This is a genomic window from Blautia sp. MCC283, assembly GCF_018785565.1.
In the GTDB taxonomy this organism is placed as follows: domain Bacteria; phylum Bacillota; class Clostridia; order Lachnospirales; family Lachnospiraceae; genus Blautia_A.
Map to the genome: position 1 here is coordinate 1 of NZ_WQQB01000004.1, position 11,484 is coordinate 11,484.

The 11,484-nt window shown below is 46.1% G+C and carries 8 protein-coding genes and 7 tRNA genes; 10 read left to right on the top strand and 5 right to left on the bottom strand.

Translation table 11 applies throughout. From position 1 onward, the window contains the following. Together GPK81_RS00875 and GPK81_RS00880 are read left to right on the top strand one after the other, a co-directional pair. The coding region (locus tag GPK81_RS00875) for a hypothetical protein (protein WP_215706376.1) at positions 1–1,043 on the top strand (1,043 nt) is incomplete at its 5' end. Between the two features lie 214 nt (positions 1,044–1,257). Next, positions 1,258–2,847, top strand: a complete 1,590-nt coding sequence (locus tag GPK81_RS00880) for an AAA family ATPase (RefSeq protein ID WP_215706377.1) — start codon at positions 1,258–1,260, stop codon at positions 2,845–2,847. A gap of 111 nt (positions 2,848–2,958) precedes the next feature. Here GPK81_RS00880 and GPK81_RS00885 read toward each other — a convergent pair whose 3' ends face one another. Next, positions 2,959–3,732 (bottom strand): RNA polymerase sigma factor region1.1 domain-containing protein, encoded by a 774-nt coding sequence (locus GPK81_RS00885; RefSeq protein WP_215706378.1) that lies wholly within the window; start codon positions 3,730–3,732, stop codon positions 2,959–2,961. A gap of 249 nt (positions 3,733–3,981) precedes the next feature. Between GPK81_RS00885 and GPK81_RS00890 the strand changes: the two genes are divergently transcribed. The 7 genes from GPK81_RS00890 (at position 3,982) to GPK81_RS00920 (ending at position 4,639) form a co-directional block, all read left to right on the top strand. Beyond that, positions 3,982–4,056, top strand: a tRNA-Pro gene (locus GPK81_RS00890). Between the two features lie 27 nt (positions 4,057–4,083). Further along, positions 4,084–4,154: transfer RNA gene (locus GPK81_RS00895), tRNA-Gly, on the top strand. An 18-nt stretch (positions 4,155–4,172) separates the two neighbouring features. Further along, positions 4,173–4,246, top strand: a tRNA-Arg gene (locus GPK81_RS00900). 5 nt (positions 4,247–4,251) lie between these two features. Beyond that, positions 4,252–4,325 (top strand) — tRNA-His (locus GPK81_RS00905). 10 nt (positions 4,326–4,335) lie between these two features. Next, positions 4,336–4,407 (top strand) — tRNA-Gln (locus GPK81_RS00910). An 11-nt stretch (positions 4,408–4,418) separates the two neighbouring features. Then, positions 4,419–4,491 (top strand) — tRNA-Lys (locus GPK81_RS00915). A 68-nt stretch (positions 4,492–4,559) separates the two neighbouring features. Then, a tRNA-Leu gene (locus GPK81_RS00920) sits at positions 4,560–4,639 on the top strand. A 136-nt stretch (positions 4,640–4,775) separates the two neighbouring features. Here GPK81_RS00920 and GPK81_RS00925 read toward each other — a convergent pair. The 3 genes from GPK81_RS00925 to GPK81_RS00935 form a co-directional block, all read right to left on the bottom strand. Further along, positions 4,776–5,822 (bottom strand): transglutaminase domain-containing protein, encoded by a 1,047-nt coding sequence (locus tag GPK81_RS00925; RefSeq protein ID WP_021976388.1) that lies wholly within the window; start codon positions 5,820–5,822, stop codon positions 4,776–4,778. Between the two features lie 243 nt (positions 5,823–6,065). Next, positions 6,066–7,952: an ABC transporter ATP-binding protein gene (locus GPK81_RS00930; RefSeq protein WP_215706390.1), complete on the bottom strand. Its 1,887-nt coding sequence runs from the start codon at positions 7,950–7,952 to the stop codon at positions 6,066–6,068. 11 nt (positions 7,953–7,963) lie between these two features. Next, positions 7,964–9,715: an ABC transporter ATP-binding protein gene (locus GPK81_RS00935; protein ID WP_021976390.1), complete on the bottom strand. Its 1,752-nt coding sequence runs from the start codon at positions 9,713–9,715 to the stop codon at positions 7,964–7,966. 266 nt (positions 9,716–9,981) lie between these two features. Here GPK81_RS00935 and GPK81_RS00940 point away from each other — a divergent pair, with 266 nt between their 5' ends. Further along, entirely contained in the window at positions 9,982–10,374 is a 393-nt protein-coding gene (locus GPK81_RS00940) for a metal-dependent transcriptional regulator (RefSeq protein WP_021976391.1), read from the top strand. Positions 10,375–10,485: 111 nt separating this feature from the next. On the opposite strand, the gene GPK81_RS00945 is transcribed toward GPK81_RS00940, so the two are convergent. Further along, complete coding sequence (locus GPK81_RS00945; RefSeq protein WP_442859962.1) at positions 10,486–11,427, bottom strand: DMT family transporter; 942 nt, start codon at positions 11,425–11,427, stop codon at positions 10,486–10,488. Positions 11,428–11,484: the final 57 nt, after the last annotated feature.

Here is an 11,484-nt window from a genome sequence, read left to right on the forward strand (position 1 = left end):
GCCGTTATCTGAAACAGATTTTCCAAAATTCAGCGACTGTGACATTGCTTTCATATCCAAATCTTCTATACATACACAATAAATATTACTGGAAAAAGATAGGGGAGAATTCTTCCACGACAGAGATCGGACTGAGCAGTTTCAAAGAAATGGGAACAAAAAGTACTGAGTTTAATTATGAGGACATAAAGAACCAGGAAAATCAGACCTATCGTTTTATTGTAGACTTCTCGAAAGTAAAGGCAGGATATTCTGCAGGAAATCTGAACTGTGGTCTGATTTATGCCTATACAGATAATCCTCTTACAAATTCAGTAAACATTGGAATTGTAAATGCAGAAAGCTTCGGTCTGACAGCGAAGGCGGGCAGCAGTATTACAGTTACTGCCCCATCGATGCAATCCTATAACAAATGGAACAATAAATCACTGGTACTGGAATTATCTTCCACAGATAAAACACTTCCGGGAGATGTCAGCCTGACAGTAACAACCGGAGATAAAAACCAGCAGTACTGGCCGGATTCCAACGGTAATTTTGTAATTACGCTTACATGGGCAACGTCTCAGGATGTAAACCTGACATTAAATTCGGATGTTGCGGAAGCAAAAGGAAAGGCTTATCAATTCCAGGCAAAATTATACGCCGGAGCAAAGGACGGACAGGCTCTGATCGCAGCTGGTGAGACGGACACAGGCGTAACAGCTGAAAGTCTGTCGCTTACAGTGGCAGAAAATACAAATCCGTCCCTGAAGATCACAGACACAACAGGTACACACAGACTTCTCACAACGAAGGACAGTACCCTGGATCTTGATGTACAGTGGAAGAACATTGACAGAAGCTATACGGTTAGTGCCAACATCCAGAAAAAAACATCCCAGGGATATGAGGGCGTTCTGTTGCAGGCCGCAGTAAGCCAGGGCAAGAATAAATTTTCCCTCGGAGGAATTACAGGCTCCGGCAGCCACCGGCTTGTTATCACCGTAACAAAAGATCAGCGAACAGTTATGGAAGTTCCGTATTATTTCATTGTCCAGTAAGTACAATCAGATAATTTATATCATACAAAAGAGGCCAGGTTCAATGTATACTTTGAATGTTTACATTGGATCGAAGCCTCTTTTTTATAAGGCAGAAGGAGAGGATGTCACACTCTGTGACAACAGCCATTGACGATGCAGAATAGATTACGATATACTGTAAAGCAAGAAGTACGGGGATATAGTATATAGTTTCAGAAAGGGGCGGACATAAATGGGAAGATTTGTAAATCCGGATAACAGCGCATTTCAGGTAGCACTGAATTCCAGGATATATGTGGATAAAACAGGATTGTTGGAGTACACAAATACTGTTCTGGATACTATGGATGCCTATATCTGTAACAGTCGTCCGCGCAGATTCGGGAAATCCTATACGGCGAATATGCTTACTGCGTATTACAGCAAGGGAGCGGATTCCGAAAAAATGTTTTCAGGACTGGAGATCAGTAAGGCAGCAGATTTCCGAAAACATCTCAATAAATATGATTTAATCCATATAGATGTTCAGTGGTTTCTGGCAAATTGTGCAAAGGCAGATGACGTTGTTGCATTTATCACAGAGAGTATACTGGATGAGCTGAGAACGATTTATCCATGTGTGTTACCATCAAAAGAGATATCTTTGCCAGATGCGCTTTCAAGAATCCGGGAGAAAACAGGGCAGAAATTCGTTGTGATCATTGATGAGTGGGATGTTCTGATCCGAGATGCAGCGGCGAATTCCAAAGTGCAGAAAGAGTATATTAATTTTCTCAGAGGAATGTTCAAAGGGACGGAACCAACCAGATATATCCAACTTGCATATCTTACAGGTATTCTCCCGGTAAAAAAAGAAACAACACAGTCAGCGCTTAATAATTTTGATGAATTTACAATGTTAAGTGCGGGCAATCTTGCACCGTATATCGGATTTACAGAAGATGAGGTGCGGAATCTTTCGGAAGAATATCAACAGGATTTTCATGAAGTGAAGCGATGGTATGATGGATATCTTTTGAAGGACTGTCAGGTTTATAATCCGAGAGCAGTAGTCAGCGTGATGCTTAAAGGTGAATTTAAGAGTTACTGGTCGGAAACAGCGTCCTATGAAGCGATCGTGCCTCTTATTAATATGAATTATGATGGATTGAAAACATCGATCATAGAAATGTTGTCCGGTGCATCTGTGAAAGTCAATACAGCGACATTCAAAAATGATACAGAGAATATAAAGAGCAGAGATGATGTACTGACCTATATGATCCATTTGGGATATCTTGGTTATGACCAGACCAGAAAAACGGCATTTGTGCCCAATGAAGAGATCAGGCAGGAGCTGACAACTGCGGTAGAAAGTAAAGCCTGGAATGAAATGATCCTTTTTCAGCAGGAATCGGAGAAGCTGTTGGATGCAACATTGGAAATGGATTGTCCGGTGGTATCTGCACAGATAGAAAAAATCCATAATGAATATGTTTCCGTTATTCAGTATCATAACGAAAATTCATTAAGCAGTGTGCTGGCGATTGCATATTTAAGCGCTATGCAGTATTATTTCAAGCCGGTTCGGGAACTGCCATCAGGACGTGGATTTGCAGATTTTGTATTTATTCCGAAGCCGGAATATAAAAGTGATTATCCGGCGCTTGTAGTTGAATTGAAGTGGAATCAGAACGCTCAGACTGCAATGCAGCAGATTAAAGACAGGAAGTATCCAGATTCTGTTTTGGAGTACACAGGAGATATTTTACTTGTAGCGATTAATTATGATAAGGATAAAAAAGAACATCAATGTATGATCGAGCAGTATGAGAAAAAATAATTTTCAGAATTGCTATAGAATGATAATGCCTCAGGACAGGTATAACACAGGCAGCAGGTAAGTTGTTGGTGCTATGCATGTACTGAGGCTTTTTCGTTATAATATAAGATCTTATTTATCATCCCCGGTAAGCCGAAGCACATCCCGGATCTCGTCCACATTCATATCCAGGATTACGGCGAGTTCATCGATGGTGAATTTGGTGGTGTCGTCATCGTCTGTGAGCTCTTTTACTGCGGATTCCAGGTTTTCTACCTTGGATACCAGATAGTCGTCACGGAACTTCTGCTGGGTCTGTTCCTCGATGGCATGAAGGATTCCGCTGCGGATACGGCCGCGCATCCAGGCGTCGTTCTTCTGCTGGGGTTCTGTTTCCTTAAGAGCCGCCAGAAGGGCCAGATTCGCCTCCTGAATGAGGTCAGCCAGGTAAATCTCCTCACAGTTCAGTTCAGCGGCCATCTGGGCTGCCTGGGCCATGTAGAACTGGGTCAGAGCACCTTCGGCAGCGGTGTCACCCTTTGCAAAGGCCTGGAAGAGGGAAGCAAGATCGTCGGAATCAAGCCCTTCCGGGGAAAAACTTTCCATATAATCGTTGAGGTAAGCCTGTTCCTCAGCGGTAAGGGCAGCGCGGGTACCTGGAAGTTCTTCTTCGCTTCCGGATTCAGAGGAGGTATTTGCTGCCGCCGCAGCGCTGGCTGCTTCCTCGGCACCTTCGATAGTGATACCTTTTAATTTGAGATACTGCAGGATCTTTACAAGCTGTGAAGTGCTCAGATCAGATTCATCGAAATGCTCACGGATCTGCTGCTGGGAGAGCTGTTTGCCGTTCTCCTCTGCGATGGTGCAGATTTCATTGAGCTTCTGCTGAAATAACTTTATATCCATAAAAACATCTCCTTAATTTTCCAGATTTTCTTCTTGACTTTATTATCAGGATTATGATACCATAAGCAAGTCGCAAATGACAGGAAAACCTTTGAATAGACGGAAAAAACGTGAAAAAAAGTTTTTTTAAAAAAATTCAAAAAAGGTGTTGACATTTGTAAAAAGCTATAATATAATATCACTTGTCGTCAGGCAAGAGAAAAGCAACAGCGACAAAAACTTAATAAAGACCATAAGTAAATGGTATATCGGGGTGTGGCTCAGTTTGGCTAGAGCGCCTGGTTTGGGACCAGGAGGCCGCAGGTTCGAATCCTGTCACCCCGACTGCTGTAAACTTATTACCGCAAGCATGCGGGTGTAGTTCAATGGTAGAACACCAGCCTTCCAAGCTGGATACGTGGGTTCGATTCCCATCACCCGCTTCTCTGAAAAGAGAGCATGTGTCTGTAGCTCAGCTGGATAGAGCAACGGCCTTCTAAGCCGTGGGTCGGGGGTTCGAATCCCTTCAGGCACGTTGTGGTGGGTATAGCGCAGTTGGTTAGCGCGCCAGATTGTGGCTCTGGAGGCCCAGGGTTCGAATCCCTGTATCCACCCTTCGCCCATTGGGCTATCGCCAAGCGGTAAGGCACAGCACTTTGACTGCTGCATTCGCTGGTTCGAATCCAGCTAGCCCAGTCCTTTTTTATGGGGTATTAGCTCAGTCGGTAGAGCACTTGACTTTTAATCAAGTTGTCCGGGGTTCGAATCCCCGATGCCTCATTAGCGGAAAGCATTTGCTTTCCGTTATTTTTTTACCATCAGACAGAGTGATGGCAACAATTGAATATGCGGATATGGCGGAATTGGCAGACGCGCTGGTTTTAGGTACCAGTGAGCAATCGTGCAGGTTCAAGTCCTGTTATCCGCACTTATTAAGAGATCTTCTGTAAATTTGATTTATAGAAGGTCTTTTGTATTTTCAGAATAATACTCATAATAAAATGCCACAGATGTATCGGTAATGATCTGTGGCATTTGGGCTCTATAAAATTTTTTAAATCAAATTACAATTTCTCTCCCTCATTCACTTCCTCAATAAATACTTTCCCTTCCGCCTGCTGCTCCACAAAGTGAAAACGGAGCACAGCCTGGGGCCAGTTGAGGGTGATGATGGCTTTTTTCTCCCGGGTCTTTCCGGCGGCCTGGATCTGGTCTACGAGGTCGGAGAGGATCTCACGGGTGAGATAACCGCCTCTCCAGTGGAACGTGAATTCTCGGCCTTTTTTGGCGGCCTGGAGGGCGCGTTTGTAGACGTCTTCCAGCTTGGTAAAGGACAGCTTTTTCTCGCGGTAGTAGAAGTGGCTTCCGTCCGGGCAGGTGGGGGCAGGAGCGATCAGTGGTTCATGGTCACGAAAGATGTTTTTGTCATCCAGATTAAAATAATCGTAGCGGATGCTGACAGAGCCGTCCTCGTTTTTGCCAAGAGTATTGTCAAAGGTGGCGTCCAGATGGTAGTACTGTCCGTTAATCCGGACAATATTCCAGGTGTGGCGGTACTTGATCCCTTTTTCCGGATTGTTTCCGCAGATGGCGATGATGCACCAGACACCAAGGGCATCGCAGAGCACTTTTACAGATTTGGCGATTCCCTCACAGACGCCTACGCCGTGTCCAAGAGGCCCGATGATCTCGTGGGAGTATGGCTTTTTCAGCTTGTCGTAGCGGATATTTTCGCAGATAAAGTCGTGGACATATTTTTCCTTATCCCACTCGGAAAGCTTCATGGCAGGGCGTACAAGCTTGTCTACGCGGGCGCCCAGAGCTTTCTGGTGTTCCCGGATCTTATTCTTGTCAAAGATATATTCCGGGATCAGGATCAGATTTGGAGAATCTTTGTAATAGCGGTATTTGAACCCCACGGCCCAGAAGATCTCCGGATGATCCAGTCTCAGCTGGAAAAACACATCATAGAGCCAGTTTCCGTCGGTAGTGGGAACCTGTGGGATCAGAAACTCATCGGAAAGTTCCATAAGTCCGTGAAGCATTGCGCGGTACACGTTCTGTTTATCTTTTGGCATTCTGCCGTAATAATATTCTTCAGCCTGTTTCATATATTTGAATTTAATCCGCCGTAGTTCTGAAATTTTGTTGTAATTCAGAATTCAGCAGAAACCCCTTTCTAAAAAATCAACGAAAAAATTATATCATAAAAGAATCATCAGAAGAAGTGCAGAGATAAAATGGAAGAAAGATTACGGAAAAATAAAACATGCAGAGCCATCCCACAAAGATGTACCCTGCATGTTTTTTCTGCCTTGAAATATTTTTGCCCGGAAATAACCGGGAGGCCAGGATCAGCCATTATACAGCTGATAATACCGGCCCTTCTGAGCAAGCAGCTCCTCATGGGAACCACGCTCGATGATACGTCCCTGCTCCAGGACCATGATACAGTCACTGTTGCGTACTGTGGAAAGTCTGTGGGCGATCACGAAGGTTGTCCTGCCTTCCATCAGCTTATCCATACCATCCTGTACCAGTTTTTCGGTACGGGTATCAATGGAACTGGTGGCTTCGTCCAGGATCAGGACAGGCGGATCTGCAACAGCTGCACGGGCGATGGAGAGAAGCTGTCTCTGGCCCTGGCTCAAGTTTGCACCGTTTCCACGGAGAAGGGTGTTATAACCCTGTGGAAGCCTGCGGATAAAACCGTCAGCGTTGGCAAGTTTTGCTGCGGCGATGACCTCTTCATCTGTGGCATCCAGTTTTCCGTAGCGGATGTTTTCCATAACGGTTGCCGTGAACAGGTTGGTATCCTGAAGAACGATGCCCATGGAACGGCGAAGATCGTCTTTTTTGATCTTGGTGATATTGATGCCGTCGTAACGGATCTTACCTTTCTGAATGTCGTAAAAACGGTTCAGAAGGTTGGTGATGGTGGTTTTTCCGGCGCCGGTAGATCCTACAAAAGCGATCTTCTGGCCCGGCTGTGCATACATGTTGATGTCATGAAGAACGATCTTGTTGGAGTTATAACCAAAATCCACATCCTCCAGAACCATGTCACCTTTCAGCTCGATATAATCCGTGGTACCCTCAGCTTTATGGAAATGTTTCCATGCCCAGCGGCCGGTACGTTTCTCGGATTCGGTGAGAACGCCGTTTTCCTCTTTTGCGTTGACAAGAGTAACGTAGCCTTCGTCCACTTCGGATTTCTCATCCAGAAGATCAAAGATACGTTTGGCACCTGCAAGGGCCATAACAATACTGTTGAACTGCTGGCTGACCTGGTTGATGGGCATGTTAAAACTCTTGTTGAAAGTCAGGAAGCTGGCAAGTCCGCCAAGAGTGAAGTTTCCGATGCCATTGATGGCAAGGATACCGCCAACCATGGCACAGATCACGTAGCTGACGTTTCCAAGCTGGGCAACTACAGGCATCAGGATGTTGGCAAAACGGTTGGCGTTGTCTGCGCTGGCAAAAAGCTGGTCGTTCAGCTCATCGAATTTCTGGATGCTTTCGTCCTCATGGCAGAAGACTTTGACAACTTTCTGTCCTTCCATCATCTCTTCGATATAGCCGTTGACAATACCAAGGTTTGTCTGCTGTTCCAGGAAATATTTTCCGCTCAGGCCCGCAAGTTTCCGGCTGGCAGTCAGCATAATGGCAACCATAAGCAGAGTCACGAAAGTAAGCGGAACGTTGAGGATCAGCATACTTACAAGAGCACTGACAATGGTGATCACACTGGAAAGCAGCTGTGGGAAACTCTGGCTGATCATCTGGCGCAGGGTATCAATGTCGTTGGTGTAGATGGACATGATATCACCGTGTGCGTGGGTATCAAAATATTTGATGGGAAGTGTTTCCATTTTTGCAAACATGTCGTTTCGGAGGTTACGTAAAGTTCCCTGGGAAACATTGATCATGATACGGTTATAAGTATAGGTGGCAATAACACCGATGGCGTAAAAACATGCCACACGTGCGATTGCAGCAGTTAAAGGCCCGAAGTCCGGTGTATCTGCCTTAAGAAGAGGCGTGATATACTGGTCAATCAGGGTTTTCATGAACATGGTTCCCTGTACATTGGCAAGAACGCTGACAAAAATGCAGATCACCACGATCACGATATGGATACTGTAGTTCTTAAAAATATAACGGGAAAGGCGTCCCAGAAGTTTTCCTGGCTGTTCCGGCGCTCCCATGCCTTTCGGTCCAGGACCACCCGGACCTTTCATGTTCTGTTTTTTCAAGCCGGATCACCTCCCTCGTCAAAATCACCGGCACCGCCGGTCTGTGAATTGAATACATCCTGATAAATGGCGTTGGTCTTAAGAAGTTCCTCATGGGTACCAAATCCGTTGATCTCGCCGTTGTCCATAACGATGATGCGGTCTGCATTCTGGATACTGGAAACACGCTGGGCGATGATCAGCTTGGTGGTATCCGGGATCTCTTCTGCAAAAGCACGGCGGATTTTTGCGTCTGTGGCAGTATCTACCGCACTGGTGGAATCGTCCAGGATCAGTATCTTCGGTTTCTTCAGAAGAGCACGGGCGATACAGAGACGCTGTTTCTGACCTCCGGAAACGTTGGAACCGCCCTGTTCAATGAAAGTATTGTATTTATCCGGCATTTTTTCGATGAAATCATCAGCGCAGGCAAGCTGGCATGCACGGCGGCATTCTTCTTCCGTGGCGTTTTTGTCACCCCAGCGGAGATTTTCCAGAATGGTTCCTGAGAAGAGGACATTCTTCTGAAGGACAACGGAAACCTGGTTCCTGAGAGATTCCAGGTGGTATTTGCGGACATCGATGCCTCCCACCAGAACAGAACCGTCCGTTACGTCATAAAGACGGCTGATCAGGTTGACAAGACTGGATTTGGCACTTCCGGTACCGCCGATGATTCCGATGGTCTCGCCGGAGCGGATGGAAAGGTTGATGTCTTTTAAGACCGGTTCTTTGCTGTCTTTCTTATAACTGAAGTTTACGTGGTCGAAGACGATGCTTCCGTCCGGAACTTTTGTTACCGGGTTCTCCGGGTCAGTGATATCAGCAGTATCGTTGATGACTTCCGTAACACGCTCGGCACTGGCAATACTCATGGTCACCATAACAAAAACCATGGAGAGCATCATCAGGCTCATGAGAATGTTCATGCAGTAAGTGAGAAGGCTCATAAGCTCACCGGTAGTAAGCGTGCTGCCCACGATCATTTTTGCGCCAAGCCAGCTGATTCCAAGGATGCAGGCGTAAACGGTAAACTGCATCAGAGGCATGTTCATAACAACGATCTTCTCGGCACTTAAGAACATTTCGTATACTTTGTTACAGGCTTTCTGAAATTTGCTGATCTCGTAGTCTTCACGGACATAGGCTTTGACAACACGGACGGCACCGATATTTTCCTGGACACTTGCGTTCAGGTCATCGTATTTGCGGAACACAGTCTGGAAATATTTCGTTGCTTTCCGCATGATAAAGATCAGACAGGCACCGAGGAAGATCACCGCGATCAGATAAATGCTTGCAAGTTTGGCGTTGATGAGAAATGCCATGACCATGGCACAGATCAGGCTGGCCGGTGCACGGGTACACATACGCAGGATCATCTGATAGGCATTCTGCAGGTTGGTCACATCTGTGGTAAGACGGGTGATCAGGCCGGCAGTGCTGTATTTGTCGATGTTGGAAAAAGAAAAGGTCTGGATGTTGGTGTACATGGCTTTTCGGAGGTTTCTGGCAAAGCCTGTGGAGGCCAGTGCTCCGTATTTTCCGCCCATGACGCCGGACCAGAGTCCGCACAGGGCAAGAACTACCATAACTCCACCCATCCGATAGATATGGCCGATATTTCCGGCTTCCACACCCTTATCAATGATGGAAGCCATGGCCAGGGGGATCAGAGTCTCAAAGAGAACTTCCAGGATCATGAAAAAAGGCGTGAGAAACGAGGCCTTTTTAAACTCCCTGACCTGTGCCAGAAGGGTTTTGAGCATAAAAAATCTCCTTTCTTTTACTGTTCAAAAAGATAGCACCCCTGGAAAAAAGTTCCGGGCTGCTACAGAACAGATGTATTGTTCAGATACTATTATCAGGTAAAATATTTTTAATGTCAAGACAAATATGTGTGAAATACTTGACATAACATCATTTAAGCGGTATATTAAAAGTTAATATTCACCTGTGAAATAGGGGCGAGAATGCGATTCAGATCCCTTTAGAGGGTCTATATAGAGTTTAATTTTTGTAGGGAGGATTTTATATGGAAATCAGACAGTCAGCAGAGGATTACCTGGAATCAATTCTGGTTTTATCGAAGAAGGGCGGCGGGGTTCGTTCCATTGATATTGCTACCAGACTTGGCGTTTCCAAGCCAAGTGTCAGCCATGCGATGAAGCTTCTCCGTGAGGACGGATATATTGCCATGGACCGTTACGGTACTGTGACACTTCTGGAGAAGGGCGCAGAGATCGCCAACCAGATCTATGAGAGACACACCGTACTTGCCAAGATGCTGGAGGGACTTGGAGTTCCTGCGGAGATCGCACTGGAGGATGCCTGCAAGATGGAGCACGATATCAGCCAGGAGAGCTTTGAGAAGATCAAGGCGCATTATAATAACTTTATTAAGAGAGACGAAGCAGCAGCGGAGTAAATGAAGTGACCGGCCAGTATCCACACGGGGCGGCAGTGAAAGCCAATGAAAGATAAAAAAGAAGTGCATGAGAAGCGTGATAACTTTTCATGCACTTTATTGTTTATCTGCCTATTTCGCAGAAGATTTCTCCGGCAGCTGTGCCAGGATGATAGCCGCGAACATGATGACGCATCCAAGAAGCTCTTTTGCGGAAAGCTTCTGTCCAAGGATGACCCAGCCTGCAAGTACGGAGATACAGGATTCCAGGGAAAGAATCAGAGAAGCTACCGTTGGATTGACATTTTTCTGGCCTACGATCTGCAAAGTGTAGGCAACGCCGCAGGACATAATGCCGGCATACAGGATGGGGAGCCATGCAGTGAGGATAGAAGAAATCTGCGGATGTTCCAGGACAAGAGCCGGGATCATGGACAGGATCCCGCAGACCAGGAACTGGATACAGGAAAGTTTTACTCCGTCTGCTTTCGGGGAAAAATAGTCAATGACCAGAATGTGCAGAGAAAACAGGAACGCACACACCAGCACCAGGACGTCTCCGAGACCAATGGAAAAACCGTCCGTGATGCAGAGAAGATAAAGTCCGATCAGTGCCATGACAACAGCTGTCCAGATAAAGGGACTGCATTTCTTTTTCAGGAAAAGTCCGATAATCGGGACAATGACAATATAGCAGGCAGTGATAAAACCGGCTTTTCCCACCGTTGTATATTTGATGCCGAACTGCTGGAAGTTGCTGGCTGCAAAGAGAGCAATTCCGCAGGCGATTCCTCCAATCCAGAGGTCACGGGAGTTGTATGGAGAAGAGGTATCCGCATTTTTGGCGCCTGTTGCTGGAAATTCTGCTGCCGGGGAATCTGCCGCGGCAGAAGCTGTATCTTTGGAGCGGTTTAAGAGAAAGATCACCGGCACCAGAACAGCAGCACCGATCAGGGAACGGACGCCGTTAAAAGTAAAAGGACCTACATATTCCATGCCTACACTCTGGGCGACAAAGGCGATTCCCCAGATGGTAGCGGCCAGAAGCAGGCAGAGAGAATTTTTCAGAGGCATTTTCTGTGTGTTCATGATAAAAGAATCCTTTCGCGTATTATGTGGTCAAAGCGATAT

Bases quoted from the DNA above. Each gene is read 5' to 3' on its own strand.
- GPK81_RS00940 (WP_021976391.1), top strand. From the start codon at position 9,982: ATGGAAATCAGACAGTCAGCAGAGGATTACCTGGAATCAATTCTGGTT.
- GPK81_RS00930 (WP_215706390.1), bottom strand. From the start codon at position 7,952: ATGAAAGGTCCGGGTGGTCCTGGACCGAAAGGCATGGGAGCGCCGGAA.
- GPK81_RS00945 (WP_442859962.1), bottom strand. From the start codon at position 11,427: ATGCCTCTGAAAAATTCTCTCTGCCTGCTTCTGGCCGCTACCATCTGG.
- GPK81_RS00935 (WP_021976390.1), bottom strand. From the start codon at position 9,715: ATGCTCAAAACCCTTCTGGCACAGGTCAGGGAGTTTAAAAAGGCCTCG.
- GPK81_RS00925 (WP_021976388.1), bottom strand. From the start codon at position 5,822: ATGAAACAGGCTGAAGAATATTATTACGGCAGAATGCCAAAAGATAAA.
- GPK81_RS00885 (WP_215706378.1), bottom strand. From the start codon at position 3,732: ATGGATATAAAGTTATTTCAGCAGAAGCTCAATGAAATCTGCACCATC.
- GPK81_RS00880 (WP_215706377.1), top strand. From the start codon at position 1,258: ATGGGAAGATTTGTAAATCCGGATAACAGCGCATTTCAGGTAGCACTG.